The sequence below is a fragment of the Mycobacteroides saopaulense genome, assembly GCF_001456355.1.
Taxonomy (GTDB): domain Bacteria; phylum Actinomycetota; class Actinomycetes; order Mycobacteriales; family Mycobacteriaceae; genus Mycobacterium; species Mycobacterium saopaulense.
Genome location: NZ_CP010271.1, coordinates 20,274 through 42,914 on the forward strand (window position 1 = coordinate 20,274; position 22,641 = coordinate 42,914).

Annotated in this window: 20 protein-coding genes, 2 tRNA genes and 1 pseudogene; 10 read left to right on the forward strand and 13 right to left on the reverse strand. The window is 65.6% G+C overall.

Annotation, left to right across the window (positions count from 1 at the left end; all coding sequences use genetic code 11):
* Positions 1 to 304: 304 nt before the first annotated feature.
* Together MYCSP_RS00110 and MYCSP_RS00120 are read left to right on the forward strand one after the other, a co-directional pair.
* Positions 305 to 721: pseudogene (locus tag MYCSP_RS00110) on the forward strand (hypothetical protein); the annotation flags it as partial.
* 546 nt (positions 722 to 1,267) lie between these two features.
* Positions 1,268 to 1,840: a YdeI/OmpD-associated family protein gene (locus MYCSP_RS00120; RefSeq protein ID WP_088412974.1), complete on the forward strand. Its 573-nt coding sequence runs from the start codon at positions 1,268 to 1,270 to the stop codon at positions 1,838 to 1,840.
* Between the two features lie 6 nt (positions 1,841 to 1,846).
* Here the strand turns inward: MYCSP_RS00120 and MYCSP_RS00125 are convergent, their stop codons facing one another.
* Positions 1,847 to 2,812, reverse strand: a complete 966-nt coding sequence (locus MYCSP_RS00125) for an SAM-dependent methyltransferase (RefSeq protein WP_162266180.1) — start codon at positions 2,810 to 2,812, stop codon at positions 1,847 to 1,849.
* A gap of 154 nt (positions 2,813 to 2,966) precedes the next feature.
* Between MYCSP_RS00125 and gyrA the strand changes: the two genes are divergently transcribed.
* The 4 genes from gyrA to MYCSP_RS00145 all read left to right on the forward strand — a co-directional run bounded on the left by gyrA (position 2,967) and on the right by MYCSP_RS00145 (position 6,762).
* Positions 2,967 to 5,483, forward strand: a complete 2,517-nt coding sequence (gene gyrA, locus MYCSP_RS00130) for a DNA gyrase subunit A (protein WP_070911987.1) — start codon at positions 2,967 to 2,969, stop codon at positions 5,481 to 5,483.
* A gap of 10 nt (positions 5,484 to 5,493) precedes the next feature.
* Positions 5,494 to 6,438: a DUF3566 domain-containing protein gene (locus MYCSP_RS00135; RefSeq protein ID WP_088412975.1), complete on the forward strand. Its 945-nt coding sequence runs from the start codon at positions 5,494 to 5,496 to the stop codon at positions 6,436 to 6,438.
* 48 nt (positions 6,439 to 6,486) lie between these two features.
* Positions 6,487 to 6,563: transfer RNA gene (locus tag MYCSP_RS00140), tRNA-Ile, on the forward strand.
* 126 nt (positions 6,564 to 6,689) lie between these two features.
* Positions 6,690 to 6,762: transfer RNA gene (locus MYCSP_RS00145), tRNA-Ala, on the forward strand.
* A 221-nt stretch (positions 6,763 to 6,983) separates the two neighbouring features.
* On the opposite strand, the gene cwsA is transcribed toward MYCSP_RS00145, so the two are convergent.
* The gene (gene cwsA, locus MYCSP_RS00150; protein WP_070911986.1) at positions 6,984 to 7,388 is read right to left on the reverse strand and encodes a cell wall synthesis protein CwsA; all 405 of its coding nucleotides are present in this window, start codon (positions 7,386 to 7,388) and stop codon (positions 6,984 to 6,986) included.
* Between the two features lie 103 nt (positions 7,389 to 7,491).
* Here cwsA and MYCSP_RS00155 point away from each other — a divergent pair, with 103 nt between their 5' ends.
* A complete protein-coding gene (locus MYCSP_RS00155; RefSeq protein ID WP_083336032.1) occupies positions 7,492 to 8,076 on the forward strand; it encodes a peptidylprolyl isomerase in 585 nt (194 codons plus the stop codon).
* 111 nt (positions 8,077 to 8,187) lie between these two features.
* Positions 8,188 to 8,946, forward strand: coding sequence for a rhomboid family intramembrane serine protease (locus tag MYCSP_RS00160; RefSeq protein WP_162266181.1), 759 nt, complete (start codon positions 8,188 to 8,190; stop codon positions 8,944 to 8,946).
* Between the two features lies 1 nt (position 8,947).
* Here MYCSP_RS00160 and MYCSP_RS00165 read toward each other — a convergent pair whose 3' ends face one another.
* The 5 genes from MYCSP_RS00165 to crgA form a co-directional block, all read right to left on the reverse strand.
* Positions 8,948 to 9,841: an SAM-dependent methyltransferase gene (locus MYCSP_RS00165; RefSeq protein WP_157886136.1), complete on the reverse strand. Its 894-nt coding sequence runs from the start codon at positions 9,839 to 9,841 to the stop codon at positions 8,948 to 8,950.
* A 144-nt stretch (positions 9,842 to 9,985) separates the two neighbouring features.
* Positions 9,986 to 10,951 (reverse strand): SAM-dependent methyltransferase, encoded by a 966-nt coding sequence (locus MYCSP_RS00170; RefSeq protein ID WP_083018374.1) that lies wholly within the window; start codon positions 10,949 to 10,951, stop codon positions 9,986 to 9,988.
* Positions 10,952 to 11,110: 159 nt separating this feature from the next.
* Positions 11,111 to 12,010, reverse strand: a complete 900-nt coding sequence (locus tag MYCSP_RS00175) for a class I SAM-dependent methyltransferase (protein ID WP_083018372.1) — start codon at positions 12,008 to 12,010, stop codon at positions 11,111 to 11,113.
* Positions 12,011 to 12,068: 58 nt separating this feature from the next.
* Positions 12,069 to 12,494, reverse strand: coding sequence for a PH domain-containing protein (locus MYCSP_RS00180; protein ID WP_088412978.1), 426 nt, complete (start codon positions 12,492 to 12,494; stop codon positions 12,069 to 12,071).
* A gap of 121 nt (positions 12,495 to 12,615) precedes the next feature.
* Positions 12,616 to 12,879 (reverse strand): cell division protein CrgA, encoded by a 264-nt coding sequence (crgA, locus tag MYCSP_RS00185; RefSeq protein ID WP_070911527.1) that lies wholly within the window; start codon positions 12,877 to 12,879, stop codon positions 12,616 to 12,618.
* 206 nt (positions 12,880 to 13,085) lie between these two features.
* Here crgA and MYCSP_RS00190 point away from each other — a divergent pair, with 206 nt between their 5' ends.
* Both MYCSP_RS00190 and MYCSP_RS00195 read left to right on the forward strand, forming a co-directional pair.
* On the forward strand, positions 13,086 to 13,808 hold the full coding sequence (locus MYCSP_RS00190) for a DUF881 domain-containing protein (protein ID WP_088415312.1): 723 nt from the start codon (positions 13,086 to 13,088) through the stop codon (positions 13,806 to 13,808).
* A 68-nt stretch (positions 13,809 to 13,876) separates the two neighbouring features.
* A complete protein-coding gene (locus MYCSP_RS00195; RefSeq protein WP_088412979.1) occupies positions 13,877 to 14,551 on the forward strand; it encodes an aminodeoxychorismate/anthranilate synthase component II in 675 nt (224 codons plus the stop codon).
* A 6-nt stretch (positions 14,552 to 14,557) separates the two neighbouring features.
* Here MYCSP_RS00195 and pknB read toward each other — a convergent pair whose 3' ends face one another.
* From pknB to MYCSP_RS00225, 6 genes are read right to left on the reverse strand one after another with little or no spacing between them, the layout of a single operon-like run.
* Entirely contained in the window at positions 14,558 to 16,444 is a 1,887-nt protein-coding gene (gene pknB, locus MYCSP_RS00200; protein ID WP_070911525.1) for a Stk1 family PASTA domain-containing Ser/Thr kinase, read from the reverse strand.
* Complete coding sequence (locus tag MYCSP_RS00205) at positions 16,444 to 17,706, reverse strand: serine/threonine-protein kinase (protein WP_070911524.1); 1,263 nt, start codon at positions 17,704 to 17,706, stop codon at positions 16,444 to 16,446. Before MYCSP_RS00205 ends, pknB begins: the two co-directional genes overlap by 1 nt.
* On the reverse strand, positions 17,703 to 19,217 hold the full coding sequence (gene pbpA, locus MYCSP_RS00210; protein ID WP_070911523.1) for a D,D-transpeptidase PbpA: 1,515 nt from the start codon (positions 19,215 to 19,217) through the stop codon (positions 17,703 to 17,705). The genes MYCSP_RS00205 and pbpA overlap by 4 nt, the downstream gene beginning before the upstream one ends.
* On the reverse strand, positions 19,214 to 20,638 hold the full coding sequence (locus tag MYCSP_RS00215) for an FtsW/RodA/SpoVE family cell cycle protein (protein WP_088412980.1): 1,425 nt from the start codon (positions 20,636 to 20,638) through the stop codon (positions 19,214 to 19,216). Before MYCSP_RS00215 ends, pbpA begins: the two co-directional genes overlap by 4 nt.
* Complete coding sequence (locus MYCSP_RS00220; RefSeq protein ID WP_088412981.1) at positions 20,635 to 22,158, reverse strand: PP2C family protein-serine/threonine phosphatase; 1,524 nt, start codon at positions 22,156 to 22,158, stop codon at positions 20,635 to 20,637. The genes MYCSP_RS00215 and MYCSP_RS00220 overlap by 4 nt, the downstream gene beginning before the upstream one ends.
* On the reverse strand, positions 22,155 to 22,619 hold the full coding sequence (locus MYCSP_RS00225) for an FHA domain-containing protein FhaB/FipA (protein WP_070911983.1): 465 nt from the start codon (positions 22,617 to 22,619) through the stop codon (positions 22,155 to 22,157). The genes MYCSP_RS00220 and MYCSP_RS00225 overlap by 4 nt, the downstream gene beginning before the upstream one ends.
* Between the last annotated feature and the right edge of the window lie 22 nt (positions 22,620 to 22,641).

Below are 22,641 nucleotides of genomic sequence, written 5' to 3' on the forward strand. Positions count from 1 at the left end.
GGTGTGGACAACCTACTTGTTGTCTGAGCGATGCCTGTAGCGCTGCGGACCATATCTGGCAGAAAGGCGAAACCAAATGGTCGGCCGGCTGCGCCAAGGTGATCCGTTCGCCAGTTGAGAATCTCTGTTTTTGTGGGCATCGCACGGAGCTACATACTCTGTGGTCCGGCCGTGTTGATGCCGATCGCGTTGTTCTGGTCCATGTTCTCGAACGTCTGGACCGCGCGACCCAAAGCCTGTCCAGCAGTCCCTGTGCACCGTTGACTGCCGTCTCCAACGGTGTGGCTTGGTCGCCCCACGACTTAGCCATCCGAACGATTGGGTGAAGACATTGCGGTATCAAGGCGACGTTACTAGTTTGCCTGGTTCGCGAGAGAGCAGTCTCGTCGCGTTGCCGCATGGCGGCGTTGCGCTGTTTGGAGCCGACGATTACACCCCAGAGCAAGGCCGCAACATGGCAGTCGGTGCGATCACCGCGTCAACCCCCGAGGGGCTGCTGCAGGCCAGGCCAGTCACGGACCTGCTGCCTGCCGGGCAGACTCCGTGGCCCGGTGGCGCGCCCTATGCGGCCCTTCCAACGGGTGTCCATTGGGATCCAGCGCTTCGCGCCGATGTCGTGGACACCCGCGTCAGTGTTTGGCGGGGTGTCCCGGGTTTCCCGGGCGCGTATCCTCCGGTCACTTATCAAACCTCAGTGCCGATATTTCAACCGAACTCCTAGGAGAAATCATGATGGTGATGGGGCGACTGGCCGCGGGTCTCGTCATTGCGATGTCTGCGATCGCGTGCCAAGCGATTCCGGCGCCGGAGGCCGCCGGCCAACCGCCACAGGGTTTTCCGGATCTAGGGGGGTTCCAGGCCGTCGACTCGAAGCCCTTTCGGCATCAGTCCCGAGGCGGCATGTATTCGAGCTTTGTGACGGCTGACGGATTGATTAGCTGCACCATGGCCAGCGGTTCTAGCTCTGGGTGTCGAGGAGATCTTCCGGGTGTTCCAAGATCCGGGGGTAATGGTGACGGCGCCGGATGCGCCGTGGTGGGGGGTTGGGATCAGTACAGTTTTTCAAGTACGAAGGTCCAATGCCCCCCGTACTCTGGTCAAAAGCTGAATCAAAACGAAAAGCTGGTAGACGGTGACATGACTTGCGCTGTGGGCGGTGATCGCCTTGTTGCGTGTATTAACACCAGAGGAAACCATGGCTTCGTCTTGCGTCCCGAAGGCAGCTGGACCTTCTAACCCTGTCACCGCGCACCCGTAGGGTGGCCCCATGCCGCCGGAGAAGCCGACAATCTTCTTTGCCTCCCAACGAGACTGGGAAGCATGGCTGGAGGAGAACCACGAGAACTCCCCTGGCGTCTGGATCAAGATGGCCAAGAAAGCCAGCGGCATCCCCAGCGTCAATCACAGGGAAGCCCTGGAAGAGGCGCTGTGCTTCGGGTGGATCGACGGGCAGGCCAAATCGCTCGATGAGCAGTACACCCTGCGCATGTTCACCCCCCGGCGCCCACGCGGCACCTGGTCGAAGATCAATGTCGGCCACATCGAGCGGCTCACGCAGGAGGGCCGCCTGCGGCCTGCCGGCCAACGAGAAGTAGAGGCCGCCAAGGCCGATGGACGCTGGGACGCTGCTTACAGTTCGCAGGCGACCATCGAGGTCCCCGACGATTTCGCGCAGGCACTGCGGGCCACGCCGACAGCTTTGACGTTCTTCGAGTCCCTCACCAAGACGGCCCGCTGGCCGTTCCTGTTCCGGCTCACCACCATCAAGAAGCCGGAGACCCGCGTTCGCCGCATCGCTCAGTACGTCGAGTTACTGGCCGAAGGAAAGACCTTGCACTGATGCGCTTTATGCCTTGTGTGCCACCGCGACGATGTAGTCCGAATGGAGCGAAAAGAGCCGCATACCCACCGAGTTGAACTGGGCACGCAACAGCGGGTTGACGTGCTTCATGTCCGGCTGACGCAGCCGCTTGGCCAGGAACTTGGACAGCGGCGGATAGACGTCGTTGGCAATCGACCAGGTCTCGGCACGCGTAAAGCCCGTGTCCAGCAGCAGATCCCGGTAACCCTCCACGTCGACGGCCCAGGGCACCGCGCTGGCCGGCGCACCCCGCCAGCCGCGCCGGGCCACCTGGTTACGCGCCAGCGCCGTGAGCGCGGTGCGCCGCGGAACGATGTCCGCCGTCACCAGCCGTCCGCCGGGTTTGAGCACGCGCAGCGCCTCACGGAAGAAGTCGATGCGTGAGGGGAAGTGAAACGCCGACTCCAGCGCCACCACCTTGGTGCAGGACGCGTTGTCGAACGGCAGGTCGGTGGCCGACGCCTTGACGTAGGAAATGGTGTCGGACAGCCCCGCGGCGGCGACGCGTTCGGTCGAGATGGCGATCTGCTCCTCGGCGATGTTGACTCCGGTGATCTTCTTCACCTTGAACTCGTTGGCCCACAGAATGTCCTGATCGCCGTAGCCGCAACCGCAATCCACCACCACATCTGAGGGGGTGAATCCGGCGCTGGAGGCAACCAGTCGTGCGAGATCGCAGCTCGCCTCGTCGAGGGTCGTTGGGTGATCGCGCCAGTACCCGAAGTTGATGAAGAGTGATTCCTCCCCGAACAGGTTCTGCGGCCCGACGATGTCGTACACCATTCCGGTCTTGGGGCCGTCGGCGTTCGACACCGCGACGGCCGCCATACGCCGCCACTCGTCGGCCCAGCGGCGGAAACGTTCGCCGGTTGATTCCTCGGTGAAATCGGTAGTCAGAGTGGTCATGGCTGGCAGCTCCCATTCGGTCCTGGCCGCCCCGTTGCGGCTCACGCCTGCGTAACAAACAGTACCGGATACCTGGAATATCGGCATCTAAAGCCGCTGAGAACGACGCACGGGTCTGCATCCGGGAAACCGGTCGGACAAGTGACTAGGCTGGTGAGGTTGCCCGGCCTTCTCCGGGCGGAGCATGAACGAGGAGCACATGACCGACACAACGCTGCCCCCCGGCGGTGATGACGCCGTCGACCGCATCGAACCGGTAGACATCCAGCAGGAGATGCAGCGCAGCTACATCGATTACGCCATGAGCGTCATCGTGGGCCGCGCCCTCCCCGAAGTACGCGACGGGCTCAAGCCCGTACACCGCCGCGTCCTGTACGCGATGTACGACTCCGGCTTCCGGCCCGACCGCAGCCACGCCAAGTCGGCGCGCTCGGTCGCCGAGACCATGGGCAACTACCACCCCCACGGTGACGCCTCCATCTACGACACCTTGGTCCGCATGGCACAGCCCTGGTCGCTGCGCTACCCGCTGGTGGACGGCCAGGGAAACTTCGGCTCACCGGGTAACGACCCCGCGGCCGCCATGCGTTACACCGAGGCCCGGCTGACGCCGCTGGCCATGGAGATGCTGCGTGAAATCGACGAGGAGACAGTCGATTTCATTCCGAACTACGACGGCCGGGTCATGGAGCCGACCGTGCTGCCGAGCCGGTTCCCGAACCTGCTCGCCAACGGCAGCGGCGGCATCGCCGTCGGTATGGCCACCAACATGCCGCCGCACAACCTGCGCGAGCTGGCCGAGGCGGTCTACTGGGCGCTGGACAACCACGAGGCCGATGAGGAGACGACCCTCAAGGCGGTCTGCGAGAAGATCACCGGCCCCGACTTCCCGACCTCCGGTCTGATCGTTGGGACACAAGGCATTCACGACGCCTACACCACCGGCCGCGGTTCCATTCGCATGCGCGGTGTGGCCGAGATCGAGGAAGACTCCAAGGGCAGAACGTCTTTGGTGATCACCGAGTTGCCGTACCAGGTCAACCACGACAACTTCATCACCTCGATCGCCGAGCAGGTGCGCGACGGCAAGATCGCGGGCATCTCCAACATCGAGGACCAGAGCTCCGACCGTGTCGGTCTGCGAATCGTGGTGGTGCTCAAGCGCGATGCCGTTGCCAAGGTGGTGCTGAACAACCTCTACAAGCACACCCAGCTACAGACGAGCTTCGGTGCCAACATGCTGTCGATCGTCGACGGCGTGCCGCGCACACTGCGCCTTGATCAGCTGATCCGGCTCTACGTCAACCACCAGTTGGACGTCATCATCCGGCGCACCCGCTACCGGTTGCGCAAGGCCAACGAGCGCGCGCACATCTTGCGCGGTTTGGTCAAAGCCCTTGACGCCCTTGATGAAGTGATCGCGTTGATCCGCGCCTCGCAGACCGTCGACATTGCCCGCACGGGCCTGATCGAGCTGCTCGACGTCGACGAGATTCAGGCGCAGGCCATCCTCGACATGCAGCTGCGCCGCCTGGCGGCCCTGGAGCGGCAGAAGATCATCGACGACCTGGCCAAGATCGAGGCCGAGATCGCCGACCTCGAGGACATCCTGGCCAAGCCGGAACGCCAGAGGGCCATCGTCCGCGACGAACTGAGCGAACTCGTCGAACGTTACGGCGACGACCGCCGCACACGCATCATCTCAGCCGACGGAGATGTCGCCGACGAGGACCTGATTGCACGCGAAGACGTCGTCGTCACCATCACCGAAACCGGGTACGCCAAGCGCACCAAGACAGACCTGTACCGCAGCCAGAAGCGAGGCGGCAAGGGTGTGCAGGGTGCGGGCCTGAAGCAGGACGACATCGTCAAGCACTTCTTCGTGTGCTCGACGCATGACTGGATCCTGTTCTTCACCACCAAGGGCCGGGTGTACCGCGCCAAGGCGTACGACCTGCCCGAGGCCGCTCGCACTGCGCGTGGTCAGCACGTTGCCAACCTGCTGGCCTTCCAGCCCGAGGAGCGCATCGCCCAGGTCATCCAGATCAAGAGCTACGAGGATCAGCCCTACCTGGTGCTCGCCACCAAGAACGGTCTGGTCAAGAAGTCCAAGCTCACCGAGTTCGATTCCAACCGCAGCGGTGGCCTGGTGGCCGTCAACCTGCGCGACGGCGACGAGCTGGTGGGTGCGGTGCTGTGCGCCGCCGAGGACGACTTGCTGCTGGTCTCGGCACACGGCCAGTCCATCCGGTTCAGTGCCACCGACGAGGCGTTGCGGCCCATGGGCCGCGCCACCTCGGGCGTGCAGGGCATGCGCTTCAACGGCGAGGATGAGCTGTTGTCGCTCAACGTCGTTCGCGAGGGCACCTACCTGCTGGTGGCCACCTCCGGCGGCTACTCCAAGCGCACCGCGATCGAGGAGTACCCCGTGCAGGGTCGTGGCGGCAAGGGTGTGCTGACGGTTCAGTACGACCCGCGTCGTGGCTCTCTGGTGGGTGCCCTCGTCGTGGACGAGGAGTCCGAGCTGTACGCCATCACCTCCGGCGGCGGCGTCATCCGCACCATCGCGAAACAGGTCCGTAAGGCCGGCCGCCAGACCAAGGGCGTTCGGTTGATGAACCTCGGAGAGGGCGACACCCTGTTGGCAATCGCGCATAATGCCGATGAGGGGGATGCCGACCCCGATGACGGTACGGTCGGCGCCGAGAGCGAGTAAGGAGCTGTAGGTGAGTTCACCGAACGATCCGGGGGAGTCTGGCGCAACCGAACGCCCCGTGGACCAGGCGGACTTGCCTCCCTGGCAGCGGGCGGAGCGGCGGCGTGGCTCACACGCCGCCGCCACCGGCCCGCAGCGGATTCCCAGCCGGGAGCCACGCCCCGGCGGTGCACCGACCGAAATCATCCCCATCGTGGACGACGCCTCGGCCCCGCCGACGGCTCCGACATCCGCGCCACGACCCACCAGCCGCCCGTCCGCAGGACTGGATGCCCGGCTCAGCAGATTCATTTCCGGGACCGCTGCCCCGGCCGGATTCAACACCCCGCCCGCTCGGCCCGAACCCGAGCCGGAGCCGGAGGTAGAGCCCTACGACGAGGTGCCGGAACGTCCCGAAAGACCCGAGGCTGCCCGGCCGGAGCCCGCACGTTCAGGCACCCCGTGGGGTGAGTCCAGCGCGCAGGAACCCGTGCGCGCTCCCAAGAGCGCACTGAAGAACGAAGACCTGCCCGACCTCTCGGGTCCGGTCCCCCGCCCTCCACGGAGAAGTGATGCGGTACAGGGTGGCTCGGCCGTCACGGTGGGTCCGTCGCGCCGGGGCCCGCTGCGGGCGGCCATGCAGATCAGGCGCGTCGATCCCTGGGCGACCCTCAAGGTTTCCTTGGTCTTGTCGGTGGTGTTCTTCTTCATCTGGATGATCGCCGTCGCGATGCTGTACCTGGTGCTCGGCGCGATGGGTGTGTGGTCCAAGCTCAACGAGAACGTCGGCGAGCTCATCACCAACAGCGGTGGCGGCGAGCTGGTGTCCAGCGGAACCATCTTCGGCACCGCTCTGCTCATCGGTTTGGTGAACATCGTGCTGATGACCGCGGCCGCCACCATCGGCGCATTCATCTACAACCTGACCACCGATCTTGTCGGTGGTATCGAGGTCACACTGGCCGATCGCGACTAACGGTTTGGGATGCACCCCTTCGGTGCGGTAATCTCTGCCTTCGGTTCAGGGGCTATAGCTCAGGCGGTTAGAGCGCTTCGCTGATAACGAAGAGGTCGGAGGTTCGAGTCCTCCTAGCCCCACCACATTTGTTGGGAGGTCCACCACATGAGAGTGCTGCTGCTGGTGCTCGTACTGTTGGGTGTGGCCTATGCCGCAGCACTCACCGTGGCGCGCAACAACATGGAAGTGTGGCACACAGCAGCAGGTGAGGGGCCTTAGCTCAGTTGGTAGAGCGCTACCTTTGCAAGGTAGATGTCAGGAGTTCGATTCTCCTAGGCTCCACAAAGTTCCTTGATGCGCTCCAGTGAGCGGTAAAGCCCGTTCAGAGCGTGGTTGTCCCGGGCGCACCGACTCGCCCCGACACGCGCAACATCCGGTGCAGAAAAGCGCTTTTGGGCCACTCGCGGTACTCGGTGACGACAACCCCGTTCCCGGCCGGTGTGAGGTTGTAGCCCCATCGGGTGTGACGGCCTCCGCCGACGAGCAGTCTGGGGTGGTGAACCCTACGGCTGTGGTTGCGGATCCACACTCGGGGCCAGCGGCGACGGCTCGGGCTGTCCCGAGCGACGCAGCACACTGAAGGCGACAGCGCCCGCACCCAACAGGCCAACCACTGCCAGACCGGTCAGTGCGCGCGGCAGCTTGCGCTTGCGGGCACTGCTGACCACCTCGGGCAGGGTGTCGACCACGTCGGCGACGGCGTCCTGGACCTCCGACGACACGACCTTGCCCCGCCGGACCAGCTTGCCCGCGACGCGCGTCGCCGATTTCGCCAGTCCGAATCCGAGCCCGGCGGTGCCGCGTGACACATCGATCGGGGCAAGGGCCGCCTCTTTGAGTCCGCGGACGAGACGCTCCCCGGAGGTCAACTTGACGGCGGGTTCATCGGACTTGGTCAGCAGGCTCATCGTCAGCGGATCCCTTCGTTGGGCGGTGGTTCTAGACCAGTACTTCAGATTGCCATCTTTGCGCATCGACAGCCATGCCTCGCGGAAAAGACTCTCGTGCCGCATGGCTGTTGTGAAACATCCGCGTGAATGTCTTTTCCGCGCGGATAAGGTGGTCGTCGTGACTTCACCAATCCAGACACAGACCGCAACCCTGCACACCAACCGCGGCGACGTCGTCATCGCGCTCTTCGGCAACCACGCCCCGAAGACCGTCGCCAACTTCGTCGGCCTCGCCGACGGCAGCAAGGACTACTCCACCAAGAACGCCAAGGGCGAGGCCGCAGGCCCGTTCTACGACGGTGCCATCTTCCACCGCGTCATCGAAGGATTCATGATCCAGGGCGGCGACCCCACCGGCACCGGCCGTGGTGGCCCCGGATACCAGTTCGCCGACGAGTTCCACCCCGAGCTGCAGTTCGACAAGCCGTACCTGCTGGCCATGGCCAACGCGGGGCCGGGCACCAACGGCTCGCAGTTCTTCATCACCGTCGGCAAGACCCCGCACCTGAACCGTCGTCACACCATCTTCGGTGAGGTCGTGGACCCGGCCTCACAGCAAGTTGTCGACGCCATCGCCACCACCGCCGTCGATCGTGGCGACCGTCCCACCGACGACGTCGTGATCAACTCCATCACCATCAGCTAGATCTCGATGGCTCATCCCGGTCAGGTCCCGGTCTACGGGTGCGCATGGCACCCGGACCGGGCCACCGCGGTGCGCTGCGTGCGGTGCGGGCGTCCCGTATGCCCCCAGTGCATGCGGTCCGCGCCCGTCGGACAGCAGTGCGTCGAATGCGTCCAGCAGGGCGCGAAATCCGTGCGCCAGGTCAAGCCGCTGCAACAGGTGCGCGCCTGGATCACCTGGGCGCTGATCGCCGTCAACGTCCTGGTCTACGCGGCGACGGTGTCGGACAGCGTGGACGGCGACCTCACCAGCAGCGAGCTGTTCCGCCAGCTGGTGCTGTACCTGCCCTGGGTGGCTCAGGGTGAACTGTGGCGCACCATCACCACCGGCTTCCTGCATCTGGGTCTGATGCACATCGCGGTCAACATGCTCTCGTTGGCCATGATCGGGCCGGGGCTCGAGCGCGCGTTCGGTGGCCAGCGCTACGCCACGATCTACGGCACCGCCCTGCTCGGTAGCAGTGCCGCCGCGATGTGGCTCAGTCCGAATGCCTTGGTGGCTGGGGCATCTGGTGCCATCTACGGGCTGTTGGGGGCCGCACTCGTGCTATCTCTTCGGGAGCGGCTGAACCCGCAGACCATCATCGTCGTACTGGTGCTCAATATCGGGCTGAGCATCACGCTGCCGGGTATCTCCTTGGCAGGGCACCTGGGTGGGTTGCTGTTCGGCGTGCTCAGTGCGGGCGCGCTGCTCTACTACCGCGAGGTGTGTCGTGGGGTCGGCATGCCGGACCTCGTGCGGAAGCCCTCGACGCCGTGGGTGCTGGCCAGCGGGGTCGCCGCACTGTCCGTCGGCCTGATCCTGGCGAAGGTGTTGACCTACGCGGGATAGCTCAGAGCGGCAGCCTGGCGGTCAGAAACGCCAGGCTGGTGTGCAGCATCGCCAACTCGGGTAGCGCGTCGGTGAGGGGGCGCCCGTACTGTGCGGCGATGTCGGAAATCGTGGTCGTGGATGTCGTCCAGCCATGGCCGGCCAGCCAGTCGCCGGGGCGCATCCGTGAATCGGGATAGGTCAGCATCCAGAAGTTGGCGGCCTTCACCTGGTCGGGCGCCAGCGGTTCGACGGCCGTGTCCCACCGGTCCACTGAGGGGACGAAGTTGTCCGCGTCGCAGTTGACGGCGCTGCCGGGGGCCGACAGCTCGATGATTCGCTCGAAGAGCACGTCGTGATCGGAACCCGCGAGTCCGGCGGTGATGGCGGGCTGGATGAGCCAGGCGGTGGGCTGTTCCGGGTCGAATCCGGCGGCGCACATGTCTTCTGCCCAGGAAGCGGTCACCGCTGATGCGGCCACCGAATGGTGTTTCACCCGCGCGGGAATTCCCCGGCCTCGGAGCACGTCGCCGCGGAACTGCAGGGTGTGCGGATAGTCCACTTCGTAGACGGTCGTTTCATCCGGCCAGTCCAGGCGGTACACACGGGTGTCCAAACCGGTGGCGAACAGCACCACCTGTCGCGTGCCGACGGCCAACTCCGCGGCGAGGAAATCGTCGCCGTACCGTGCCATCAGCCCAGCGGCACTGAGCAGCAAGAAGATTCGGCCGCCGTCGTCCGTGGAGGTGTCGGGAAAACCCGCGGCAAGAAGCGCGCTGCTCAACGGTTCCTTGGCGGCGTTGACGAGTACCGCCGCAAGGGGATCGTCGATAAGCGGATGCCCGCGCTTGCCTTCCAATGCGCGCAGGGCGGCGTAGAAGAGGTCGAATTGCAGCTTGTGTGACGGTGTGGACACCGTGCTTTCTTTCTTGCCCTCCAAGGGATCACCCCGCTTCCCGGCTCGTGGACGTGCGCACTGAATTGCAGGCTATCGACCGCGGTGCAAACCGGTGGTCAGACGCGAAAAGCCGCCGCGGAGGTGCCGGCAACGGTACAAACCTCACCGAGGAGCCGGGCCGTTGGTGAGGCGCGGATCTGCCGATCGTCCCAGGTAGTCGGTGGGCAGGGTTGCGGTGAGAAGGCGTCGGTCCGCCAGATCGTGGAAGCCCCGGGATATGTCCTCGCGGAAGGGCCGACCGTAGCGCTGGGCCAACTCCCGATTGGTGAATGTCTGCGTCAGCCAGCCATGCCCGGAGAGCCACTCACCGGGGAGCGTGCGCTCGTCGTAGTGCGCGAGCACCGAGTAGTCGGCGCCGCGAATGGCCTCGGGAGTGGTGGCGTCCACGATGTCGCACCACGCCTGCCCCGAGGGAGCCAGCGGATCGTTGTCGGTGGCGATCATGCTGCCGGGTGCTGACATCTCGATGATCCGCTCGAACATGGCGTCCTGGCTGCGGCCGGGAAGATTGGAGATGACGGCTTCGGCGAGCCACGCCGTGGGTGCATCGGGGTCGAATCCGGCCAAGGTCAGCTCGGCCTGCCACCAGTCGGCGAGCCCGGAGTGCACCATGCGCTGAGTCGCCCGGAGCACGGCACCCGAGTTGTCCAGGGCCTTCATTTTGAGCGTGAGGGCTTCGGGATAGTCCACCTCGTAGACGACGGTTCCGTCGGGCCAGGGCAGTCGATACGCGCGGGTATCGAGGCCCCCGGCAAGCAGCACCACCTGCCGGGTGCCGCCCCTGACGGAGGCGAGCAGAGAATCGTCGTAGTACCGGCACATCACGGACATGTAGTTGGTCAGCAGGTGAGTGCGGAGCTCGTTGTCTGTGGAGGGTTCCTCGTGCAGGCCGATATCCAGAAGTGCCTGTGTGTACGGATCCCCGACCGCGTCGATGATCGTCTGGGCGTGTTCGTCGAACAGCAGCGGGTTTGCGCGGCGAGATTCGAGCGCGCGCAGGGCAGCAAGGGTCAGCTCTATCCGTATGCCCTGGCGGGCAAATGCACGGCTCCGACCGTTCGCAGGCATGACTCCCAGCTCTCATCCCCCACCGTCAAACCATAGGCCTTTGCCAATTGACCTGTTAGTACAGACGGCACCCTTGTAACCGATTGCATGGGAAACACTAGCTGAGGCGAGACCGAAGGTCCCACCGCCTCATCCGTCCGCGCGCCTTGCAGTCTGTGGCTAGCGTGTGGCGGTGATGAAGTAGGCGTCCGACCACAGCGCGGTGATCTCGCTGTGCTCGCTGGGTGCAGGTCGCCCGTAGTCGGCGGCCTGCTCAAGCCGGTTCGTGGTGTCGACCTGCCAACCATGCTCGCCCAGCCACGCAATGGGGTCCTTGCGCTCGTCGTCGTAAATGAGGGACCCGATGCTGATGTCCTTGACGAACTCCGGCCGGAGTTGGTTCACGGCGTCCTGCCATTGACTGGCGGTGGCCACCCGGCGGCGCCATTCGGTGGCGAGGAAACTGCCGGGCGCGGAATGCGTGGTGATGTTCTCGAACAGTGCGTCCTGGGCCGCTCCGGGTAGGTAGGCCAACAGGCCTTCGGCGAGCCAGGCCGTCGGCTTGGTCGCATCGAAGCCCGCCGTCTGCAGGGCAGAGATCCAGTCATCGCGAAGATCCACGGCGACCTCTCGCCTTTCGGCCAGCGGAGTCGCCCGCTCCTCGTTCAGCACGCGGTCCTTGAACTCCAGCACCTTCGGTTGGTCGAGCTCGTAGACGACGGTGCCGTCCGGCCAGGGCAGTCGATAGACCCGTGCATCGAGGCCGGCGGCCAGGATGACCACCTGACGAATCCCCGAATCCGCTGCAGCGGCGAAGAATTCATCGAAGTACTTGGTGCGGACCGCGAGATGGTTCACCAGATAGGTGGTGGCGGTGTCCCACTCGGATTCGGGTTTCGGCGAGGCCAGCGCCTCGGTCAGTCGGGGTTCACCGGAGGCCTCGACGAAGGCCCGCGCGTATTCGTCGCGAATCAGCGGTTCAGAGCGGGTGGTCTCCAGCGCGCGGAACGACGACACCATGAGGGCCGTGAAACCGACGCTGCTGACAATGTCCCACTGGTCGCCGTCGGTCCGTGTCATGTGCCCGCCTCTTACCTAGGAGTAATTACCTAAGGCAACGATACGCGGATTGTGAGGTTCACGCCGGATAGCGGGCCGCGCGCAGTACCTCGTGCACGTCGCGGGGGTCGGTGCCCAGGTCCCACCGGTTCAACACGATCAGTCGATCACCCGACTCGATCTCCAATAGTCGGGTGCGTCGGCCAAGCCGCCGAAACTCGGTGACCTTGACCGAATCCACCTCGGCGCGGGCCAGCAGCGTGCTGCGGGTGATGCCCTGCATCTCGAGGCCGTCGTCGACCATGCGCAGTTTGGGACGGCACCGCCAGGACACCGCGGCGAAGATCAGCAGCCCGAGGCCGGCGATCGAGGCCAAGAGGCGACCCGGTGCGTCGGCGACCAAGAAGAGGGACGCGGTGCCCAAGGCGAGGCCGACGAGGGCCACGCCGACAATGCCGACGGGTTTCGGGCCCCATTCGACAGGGGATCCGGTCGAGTTATCCACAGGCGTTATCCACAGTGGGGATAAATCACATCGTTGTGATTGGGTGTCTGACGGGTGGACTCGATGGAAACGGGTGCCATCCAGAGCTGCAACGACAACATCGGATTCGTCGTGGCTTTGGTCAGCGCCAACGCATGGTCAGCAGCAGCCCGGTGATCATGAAGGCAAACGCGATGGCGTAGTTCCACGGGCCTAGATCCATCATCCAGGTGATGTGCTGAGCGGCCAGCTGGAACACCATGAGCCAGGCCAGGCCGATGAGCATGAGGGTGAGGAAGAACGCGACGAACCAGACGCTCGACGGACCGGCTTTCACCTTGACCGGAGTACGGCTAACGGTGGTCGCGTTGAACGCTGACTTCTTACGGACCTTGGACTTGGGCATCGACTACCTCGGAAGCATCTCGGATATGGCGGCACAGCGAGTGGTGATCGCGGCCGGCGTCGTAATGGGTTCCTACGCAGGTTACAGCCCAGTGCTGCGACAATGCTGTGGTGACCTCCGATGAGCAGCCTGCGCGAACCGGCTCGGGCCCCGACGAGGCTCCCACGAGCGAGCGGGGCGCCAAGCGCAAGCCCCTCATCTGGCGAATAGGTGTTCCGCTCGTGTGCGCCCTCGCGGGCTTTCTGTTGGCCGCGACGCACACGGTGTCGGGCGGTAACGAGATCCGGCGCGGTGACTCCCCCTCACCCCGACTGGTGGACCTGGTGCGGGAGACCCAGAAGTCGGTGGACAAGCTCAGTGCCACACGTGACGGTCTGGCCAACGAGATGGCCGCCGCGCGCGAGCAGTCGGCCGGCGGTGACGACCGGGTGGCGGCGGCACTCGCGGAAACCCGTGAGATGGCCGATGCCGCAGGCGTTCAGCCGGTCACCGGGCCCGGTCTGGTGGTGACACTGACCGATGCCAAGCGCGACGCGTACGGCCGGTTCCCCCGCGATGCGTCTCCCGACGACTTGGTGGTGCATCAGCAGGACGTCGAGGGTGTGCTCAACGCATTGTGGAGTGCCGGTGCCGAGGCCATCCAGATGCAGGACGACCAGCGCCTGGTGGCGAGCTCGGTACCCAGATGTGTGGGTAACACCTTGCTACTGCACGGCCGCACCTACAGTCCGCCTTACGTGATTACAGCGATCGGTGACGCCGACGCCATGCAGGCAGCGCTCGACGCGGCGCCGTTGGTGACCCTGTATCGACAGTATGTGGCGCGATTCGGCTTGGGCTACACGGTGACTCGCGGCCACCATCTTGAGGTTGCCGGATACCGGGACGCGGTCGGCCCGGGCCGCGCGATCCCGGTGCAGGGCCCGTAAGCCTTCGTCGAGCACCGGCCGGGTAAACCGGCTGGGAAACCGCTGGCGCCTGTCCGTACCCTTGACCTGTGCGCATCCTGGTCCTCGACAACTACGACAGCTTCGTGTTCAACCTGGTCCAGTACCTGGGTCAGCTCGGTGTGGACGCGACGGTGTGGCGCAACGACGACCCGCGACTGTCCGATACCGATGCGGTGGCGGCCGACTTCGACGGCGTGCTGATCAGCCCCGGCCCCGGCACACCGGAGAGCGCGGGGGCGTCCATCGCCATGGTGCACTCCTGCGCGAAGACGGGGACCCCGCTGCTCGGGGTGTGCCTGGGGCACCAGGCCATCGGAGTGGCGTTCGGCGGCACCGTCGATCGTGCCCCGGAGCTGTTGCACGGGAAGACCAGCACGGTCGAGCACGAGGATGCCGGCGTGCTGCGGGGCCTGCCGAACCCGTTCACGGCCACCAGGTACCACTCGCTGACCATCCTCCCCGACACCGTGCCCGAGGGGCTTCGGGTGATCGCACGCACGGCCAGTGGCGTGATCATGGGCGTCATGCACACCGAGCATCCGATCCACGGGGTGCAGTTCCACCCCGAGTCGATCCTCACCGAGGGCGGACACCGGATGCTGGCCAACTGGCTTACCTATTGCGGTGCGCCCCTTGATGAGCCTCTGGTGCGCTCGCTCGAGGCGGAGGTCGCCTCGGCGCTGAGCGGGGTCAGCGGAAGAGTCGCCGCGCTCGGCGGCTAGAACCGTCTAGCCCGCGCCGAAGCGCAGCTTGATCGGCCCGTTGTATCCGACACCGGCACCGGCCGGCGGATCCTGCGAGACCACCCGGGCCCGGTTGCCGCCGTCGGACGGTACGTCTTCGGTGCTGAGGCCTCCGCCTTGCCACCCAGCCTGATAGAGCATCGGCTCGGCATCGGTCCAGAACTTGCCCATGAGGTTTGGCATCCGGAACTGGCCGCCACCGGAGACCCGAATCTCGATGACCCCGTCCTCCGGGAACATCGTGTTGGCTGGCGGGTTCATGCTCAGGATCTGCCCCTTCGACTCGGGGCTGGGAACGGTGATGACTGTGGGCGGTGCGGTGAACCCGTAGTTGGGCAGGTTTTTGATGGCGACGTCGATGTTCTGGCCCACGAGATCCGGTGCCGGCTTCTCGCCCGGTCCCTTGCCGACCACGATGGTGATGTTGTTGGTGACGGCCGAGTACTGCCCCGCGGGTGGGTTGGTGGCCATGACTCGGCCCTTGTCCTCGGGCAGCGACTTGGTCTCGCTCTGGGTGAACGTGCCCTTGAAACCGGCGGCCTGCAGCTTCTTGACGGCATCACCGAAACTGAGGCCGTGGCAGTCGGGTACCTGCTGGCTCTCCGGTCCGATGGACACGTTGAGAGTGACCTCTGAGCCTGCGGTAACGGTCGAGCCCTTGGCGGGGTCGGTGTCGATGACCCTGTCGGGTGCGAGCTTCGAGCTGGTGTTCTTCTGAATCTTGGTCTTGAAGCCGAGGTTCTGCAGGCTGGCCACGGCCTCGGCCTGGGTTTTGCCCGTGACATCCGGAACTTGTACGTCCCGCGAGGGTCCACTGCCCCAGATGATCGCGAAGGTGACCACCACGGTGAGGACCACCAGGGCGGCTAGGCCGACCAGCCAGCGGCTCAACGGATTTCGCCGCGGTTCGGCGTAGTGGTTGGGCAGCTCGTTGGTCTGTGCACCCTGAACCGGGAAGGCCTTGGTGTTGGGCGGCGTGTTGAGCATGGTGCTTCGTTCGGCGTCGGTGAGGACCTTCGGCGCTTCGGGCTGCTCGCCCTGGTACACCCGCATCAGGTCGGCCCGCATTTCGGCAGCGTTCTGGTAGCGATTGTCAGGGTTCTTCGAAAGCGCTTTGAGCACAACGGAATCCAGTCCTGGAGGGATCTCTGGGTTGTGCTTGGACGGCGCCACGGGGTCTTCCCGGACATGCTGGTAGGCGACGGCAACGGGTGAGTCGCCCACGAAAGGCGGCTCACCGGTGAGCATTTCGTACAGAACGCAGCCCAGCGAGTAGACGTCCGAGCGGGCGTCAACCGTCTCGCCACGGGCCTGCTCCGGCGAAAGATACTGTGCGGTGCCGATTACGGCGGCGGTCTGGGTGACGCTGTTGCCGGCATCCGAGACCGCGCGCGCGATGCCGAAGTCCATCACCTTCACCGCGCCGGTCTTGCTGATCATGATGTTGGCGGGCTTGACGTCGCGGTGGATGATGCCGTGCTGGTGGCTGAAGTTGAGCGCCTGGCAGGAGTCGGCGATGACCTCGATCGCCCGGCGGATCGGCATCGGGCCGTCCTCCTTGACGATGTCGCGCAGGGTGATGCCGTCGACGTATTCCATCACGATGTACGGCAGTGGCCCGGTGGGCGTCTCGGCCTCACCGGTGTCGTACACCGCCACGATCGCGGGATGGTTCAGCGCGGCGGCGTTCTGTGCCTCACGGCGGAAACGCAGATAGAAGCTGGGATCCCGCGCCAGATCGGCGCGCAGCACCTTGATCGCGACGTCGCGGTTCAACCGCTGGTCGCGCGCCAGGTGAACCTCGGACATGCCGCCATAGCCGAGGATCTCCCCCAGCTCATAGCGGTCCGAGAGGTGCTGCGGAGTGGTCATTACGGTGATTTCGTCCCAGGGATCGGGTCCGGTTCGGCGACCGGAAGCAGAGCCACGATATTAGCTGGCGCGAGCGCTCCTGGCGAAGCTGAACCTGGGCTTGAGGGTGCCTCGGTGCCGGACACCGTCGGCGGGGTGGTCGGCGACTGATTCTTCTGCTCACTGGCTCGGAGCAGGATCAACGCCGCGATGATGATCGCGAAGATGCCCAGCACCGCGGCCGCCCACATCAGTGCCTTCTGGCCGGGTGAGAACGTGCCGCGCCGGGGTGGTGGTGGCCGGTGCGAGCCCGTCGGCGGGCGGGTACGGGACGTCGGCGGAGCGACCCGGCTCGGTGCCCCCACCGCGGGCCGTACCTGAGTGGCGGGCGGGATCGCCGCCGGTGTCGCCCGGCTGATGGTTGGCGCCTGGTTGGGGCGCGGCGGACGTCGCCCGGCGCGCACCGCGGCCACGGCGTCGGCGAACGGTCCGCCGCTCGTGTACCGGTTCTGCGGGTTCTTCACCAGGGTGATCTCGATGAGCTCGCGCACGTTCGGCGGCAGGTCGGCGGGCAGCGGCGACGGCGTCTCCTTGATGTGCTTCATCGCGACCGTCAGCGCGCCGTCCCCGGAGAACGGCCGCTTGCCCGAAACCGCTTCATACCCGACGACTCCGAGCGCGTAGACATCACTGGCGGGAGTGGCGTCATGGCCCAGGGCCTGTTCGGGGGCGATGTATTGGGCGGTGCCCATCACCATGCCGGTCTGCGTGACCGGCGCGGCGTCGACAGCCTTGGCGATGCCGAAGTCGGTGAGTTTCACCTGGCCGGTGGGCGTGATCAGGATGTTGCCCGGTTTCACGTCGCGGTGTACGAGCCCGGCGGCATGTGCGACCTGCAGGGCGCGGCCGGTCTGCTCGAGCATGTCCAGCGAGTGACGCAGTGACAGTCGGCCGGTGCGCTTGAGTACCGAGTTCAACGGTTCGCCGTGGATCAGCTCCATGACCAGGTAGGCGGTGCGGCCCTCGCTGTCGATATCGGTCTCGCCGTAGTCGTACACGCTGGCGATGCCCGGGTGGTTGAGCATCGCGACGGTGCGTGCTTCGGCACGGAACCGCTCGATGAACTCGGGGTCCGAGGAGAACTCGGCCTTGAGCACCTTCACGGCCACCTTGCGGCCCAAGCGGCTGTCGGTGCCCTCCCAGACCTGGCCCATGCCACCGGTGGCGATGAGCCGCTGCAACCGGTAGCGGCCCGAAAGCGTTTCTCCCACACGAACGGTCATGAGGCCCCCTGTAGTGCTGCGGCAATGACCTGCCGCCCGATGGGTGCGGCGACGGAGCCGCCGGTGGCCGCCAGGGCGCGGTCTCCGCCGTCTTCGACGAGGACCGCGATGGCCACCTTGGGGGTGACAACGGTGGCCTGAGGATCGGATGTGGTGCTCTGGGCCGGCGCGAAGGCGATGTACCACGCGTGCGGTGGAGTGTTGCGCGGATCGGTGCCGTGCTCGGCGGTGCCGGTCTTGGAAGCGATCTGTACGCCGGGGAGGGCTCCGGTCTGTGCGGTGCGCTGTTCTGAGGCAATCATCAGTTCGGTCAGTGTGTTCGCGATAGCGGGTGTCACGGCTTGGCCGATGTCATCCGGGGTGGTGGTGGACAGATTCGAAAGGTCTGGGCCCTTAAGGCTATCGACCAGGTGTGGCTGCATCAGCACGCCCTTGTTGGCGACGGCCGCGGCAATCATCGCGTTCTGCAGCGGGGTGACCGCGACGTCCTTTTGCCCGATGCTCGACATCGCGACGGCCGCATCATCGGACATCGGCCCGACGGTCGAGGTAGCTACTTGCAGCGGAATGCCGTCGAGCTCGTGGTCGAGACCGAACGCCTGAGCCGCCTTGACCAGCTTGTCGCGCTTGAGCTGTTCGGCACCGAGTTTGGCGAAGGCGGTGTTGCAGGAGCGCGCGAACGCCTCCTTCAGCGAGGTGTTGTCACCACCCCCGCAGGAGGCCCGGTTGTAGTTCTCCAAGGTTGCGTTGCTGCCCGGTAGGAAGATCGTCGGCGACGCGGTCACCTCGGTGTTGACCGTCTTGCCGTCGGCCAGTGCGGCGGCGGTAGTGATCACCTTGAACGTCGAACCCGGTGGGTAGGTCTGAGAAATCGCACGATTCAGCATGGGCTGCGCCGGGTCCTCGGTGAGCCGATTCCAGGCCCCGTTCTCCTTCGCGGCATCCTGGCTCGCGAGCAGATTGGGGTCGTAGGACGGTGTCGAGACCATCGCGAGGATCTTTCCGGTGGAGGGCTCCAACGCCACCACCGAACCGCGGCAGCCGTCCTTGCAGCCGCGGTGCATCGCGTCGTACGCGGCCTGTTGCACGTCAGGGCGGATGGTGGTGACCACGCTGCCGCCCCGGGGGTCGCGGCCGGTGAAGAAGTCCGCCAGCCGCCGTCCGAACAGCCGGGGGTCGGATCCGTTGAGCACGGTGTCCTCGGCGCGCTCCAGCCCGGTGCTGGAGTAGTTGAGTGAGTAGAAGCCGGTGACCGGTGCGTACACCTCGGGGTCCGCGTACTGCCGCAGGAAGCGGAAGCGGCTGTCGGTGGCCACCGAGGAGGCGAGCAGCTGCCCGCTCGCCGAGATCTGCCCCCGCTGGCGCGAGTACTCGTCGAGCAGCACCCGCTGGTTGCGGGGGTCGGCGCGCAGCCCGGGGGCGGTGAACACCTGGGTGAGAGTGGCGTTGGCCAGCAGCAGCACGACCAGAGCCATGACGAACAGAGACACCCGGCGGATCGATGTGTTCATACGCGATCGATCAGTTCCGTGCGGGCCTCCGCGATGGGGGCAGGATTCGGCTTGTCGGCCGTGCTCACCAGGGGACGGCGCGCGATATGCGAGATGCGCAACAGGATGGCCAGCAGCACGTAGTTGGAGACCAACGAGGATCCGCCGTACGAGATCCAGGGCGTGGTGAGGCCCGTCAACGGGATCAGCTTGGTGACGCCGCCGACCACGATGAACAGCTGCAGCGCCAGTGCCGCGGACAGGCCGGAGGCCAGCAGCTTGCCGAAGCTGTCCCGCACCGCCAGCGCCGTGCGGAAGCCGCGGACGATGAGGATGGTGAACACCAACAGCACCCCGGCCAGGCCCACCAGTCCGAGCTCCTCGCCGATGGCGGCGATGATGAAATCTGTCGAGGCGGCCGGAACTGTACCGGGCTGACCGTTGCCCAGACCGGTGCCGAAAATGCCGCCGGTGGCGAAGCTGAACAACGACTGCATCATCTGGTACCCGTTGCCGTCCGCGTCCGCGAAGGGGTCGAGCCAGGTTTCGACGCGCACCCGCACATGCGCAAACAAGAAGTACGCCAGGAAGGCTCCGCCGACGAACAGGCCCAGACCTATCAGCACCCAGCTGATCCGCGCCGTCGCGACGTACAGCACCGTCAGGAACGAGGTGTAGAGCAGCAGCGAGGTGCCCAGGTCCTTTTCAAAGACCATGACGCCCACCGAGATCGCCCATACGGCCAGCAGGGGGCCAAGGTCGCGGGCGCGCGGTGATTCCACGCCCCAGTAGCTGCGGCCGGCGGTGCGGAACAGATCGCGCTTGGTCATCAGGAAGGCGGCGAAGAAGATCAGCAACAGGATCTTGGCGGCCTCGGCCGGCTGAATCGACAGGAACGGCAATTCGATCCAGATCTTGGCGCCGTTCTGCTCCGAGACCGAGGACGGCAACAGTGCCGGGATGGCCAACAGGACGATTCCGACGATTCCGAAGGTGTACCCGTACCGCGCGAGCACCCGGTGATCCTTGACGGCTACTAGCACCCCGACGAGCGCACCCACACCCACCAGTGTCCACAGCACCTGCGCGTTGGCTTCCAGGGAGTCAGGGCCTTCACCGGCGGCCGTCTTGGCCAGGTCCAGGCGGTGAATCATCACCAGCCCGAGTCCGTTGAGCAGCGCGACGCAGGGCAGCAGAAGCGGATCGGCATAGGGGGCATAGCGGCGAATCGCAAGGTGCGCCAACGTAAACAGCACCAGGTAGGCGATTCCGTACTTCAGCAGGTCCAGCGACAGTCCGCGTTCGAGGTTGGCCTCGACCAGGATCAGGGCGACGGTGGTGATGGCGGCGGCGAAGCCGAGGAGCCCCAACTCCGCGCTGCGTCGTGTCGGCTGCGCGGGTGGCACATTGGGCACGACAGCGGTTTGGGGCGCCGTCGTCATGACACGGTCCGGCAGGTAACACCCGGCTCTTGTGGTGGCGCCGGCAGCGGGGCGGGCGCAGGAGTGGTCGTGGTGGTCGGCGCGGTGCTGGCGCCGGGAGTCGTCGTAGACGGGGACGTCGGGGACGGCTTGGTCGTGGTCGTGGTCGTGGTCGTGGTGGTGCCCGACGTGGTGGACGGCGTGCGACCGGACGCGGTGGGCGCGGGTGAGGGCGGCGGCGTCTTCGGTGCGGGCGGCAGGCACGGCGGCAGCGCGTTTTTGGTGAGTTGGCGCAGTTGGCCAATCGCCTGGTCGAGAGTGCCGCCGGGGAGCCCGGTTTCGACCTGCTGGCGCTCGGACGGCCGCAGATCGGACACCTTGAGGTACTTGCAGGACAGGCCGGAAGCGGCTTCCCCATAGCTCACCAGGGACATGTCTCCGCGACTGTCGAGGCAGCCGACGAGGTCCGGCCGCTGCAACCGATACCCCAGCAGCGAGCCCTGGACCCCCTGCATGATGGAGACGTTGCCTTCGTAGGCGCTTACGTAATAGTTGTTGAGCACCACGCGGCGGGCGATCGCCAGGCCGGACAATGCGATGAGCACCACGAGCACCGCCGCGATCAGCCAGCGCAGCCGCCGCTTCTTGGGCTTGGCGGTGTTGGATTCGCTTGCCTCGGAATCGGATTCGTCCTCGGCAGGTTCGGGTTCCTTCAGGGCGCGCTGAATCGCGGCGGCGCGACCGGCGGCCGTGTTGGGCGGCGGGGTGTCGGTGTCGGCATCGGTGGACACCGCACCCGCGACGATCGGCCGAGTCTGTCCGTAGTCCAGTTCCACGACGTCGGCGACGACGACCGTGACGTTGTCGGGCCCTCCGCTGCGTAGCGCGAGTTCGATAAGCCGGTCGGCCGCGGCCGAGACATCGGCGATTTCCAGTGCCTCAGCGATGGTTTCGTGACTGACCGGATCGGACAGACCGTCCGAACACAGCAGGTACCTATCTCCGGCGTGCGCCTCGCGCATGATGAGTGTGGGCTCGACCGGGGCGCCGGTGAGTGCGCGCATGATGAGCGAGCGCTGCGGGTGGTTGTGCGCTTGCTCCGGAGTGATGCGACCCTCGTCGACAAGCGTCTGTACGAAGGTGTCGTCCTTGGAGATCTGAGTCAGCTCGCCATCGCGCATCAGATACGCACGAGAGTCACCGATATGCACCATGCCCAGGCGCTTCCCCGCGAACAGGAAGGCCGTCAGGGTGGTGCCCATCCCGTCCAGCTCGGGCTCGGCGCGCACATGATCGGCGATTGCGCCGTTGCCGGCGTAGACGGCGTCGGCAAGGGTGTCCAACAGATCGCCGCCCGGTTCGTCGTCGTCCAGCGGTGCCAACGCCGCGATGACCAGCTGCGAGGCAACCTCACCGGCGGCATGACCGCCCATACCGTCGGCCAACGCCAACAGCCGGGCCCCGGCATAGACCGAGTCCTCGTTGTTCGACCGCACCAGTCCGCGATCGCTACGCGCGGCGTAGCGGAGTACCAGTGTCACGAGCGCAGCTCGATCACTGTCTTACCGATCCGTACCGGCGTCCCCTGGGGAACCCGCAGCGCCGTCGTCACCTTCTCCCTATCCAGATATGTGCCGTTGGTCGATCCTAGATCCTCGACGTACCAATCCGCCCCGCGTGGCGATAGCCGCGCGTGCCGCGTCGACGAGTAATCGTCGGTCAGGACCAGTGTGGAATCGTCGGCACGACCGATCAAAATGGGCTGTGTACCGAGCGTGATCCGTGTGCCTGCCAGCGCGCCCTCGGTCACCAGCAGGTACTGCATCTGCCGCCTGCCCGTCTTCGCGGGGCGGATGGAGCGCAGATTCAAACCCCGATTTGCCATCAGCTGGCCGGTCGGAGCGTAGATATCGGTGCGCAGGATGCGCAGCACAGACCAGATGAACACCCACAGCAGCAACAGGAACCCACCGCGGGTGAGCTGGAGCACCAGTCCCTGCATCCGGTTGTCGTTCCTCTCGCTG

Bases quoted from the DNA above. Each gene is read 5' to 3' on its own strand.
- MYCSP_RS00205 (WP_070911524.1), bottom strand. From the start codon at position 17,706: ATGACCGTTCGTGTGGGAGAAACGCTTTCGGGCCGCTACCGGTTGCAG.
- MYCSP_RS00175 (WP_083018372.1), bottom strand. From the start codon at position 12,010: ATGACACGGACCGACGGCGACCAGTGGGACATTGTCAGCAGCGTCGGT.
- pbpA (WP_070911523.1), bottom strand. From the start codon at position 19,217: ATGAACACATCGATCCGCCGGGTGTCTCTGTTCGTCATGGCTCTGGTC.
- MYCSP_RS00225 (WP_070911983.1), bottom strand. From the start codon at position 22,619: ATGCAGGGACTGGTGCTCCAGCTCACCCGCGGTGGGTTCCTGTTGCTG.
- MYCSP_RS00215 (WP_088412980.1), bottom strand. From the start codon at position 20,638: ATGACGACGGCGCCCCAAACCGCTGTCGTGCCCAATGTGCCACCCGCG.
- MYCSP_RS00160 (WP_162266181.1), top strand. From the start codon at position 8,188: ATGCGGTCCGCGCCCGTCGGACAGCAGTGCGTCGAATGCGTCCAGCAG.
- cwsA (WP_070911986.1), bottom strand. From the start codon at position 7,388: ATGAGCCTGCTGACCAAGTCCGATGAACCCGCCGTCAAGTTGACCTCC.
- pknB (WP_070911525.1), bottom strand. From the start codon at position 16,444: ATGACCACTCCGCAGCACCTCTCGGACCGCTATGAGCTGGGGGAGATC.
- gyrA (WP_070911987.1), top strand. From the start codon at position 2,967: ATGACCGACACAACGCTGCCCCCCGGCGGTGATGACGCCGTCGACCGC.
- MYCSP_RS00120 (WP_088412974.1), top strand. From the start codon at position 1,268: ATGCCGCCGGAGAAGCCGACAATCTTCTTTGCCTCCCAACGAGACTGG.
- MYCSP_RS00170 (WP_083018374.1), bottom strand. From the start codon at position 10,951: ATGCCTGCGAACGGTCGGAGCCGTGCATTTGCCCGCCAGGGCATACGG.
- crgA (WP_070911527.1), bottom strand. From the start codon at position 12,879: ATGCCCAAGTCCAAGGTCCGTAAGAAGTCAGCGTTCAACGCGACCACC.
- MYCSP_RS00155 (WP_083336032.1), top strand. From the start codon at position 7,492: ATGGCTGTTGTGAAACATCCGCGTGAATGTCTTTTCCGCGCGGATAAG.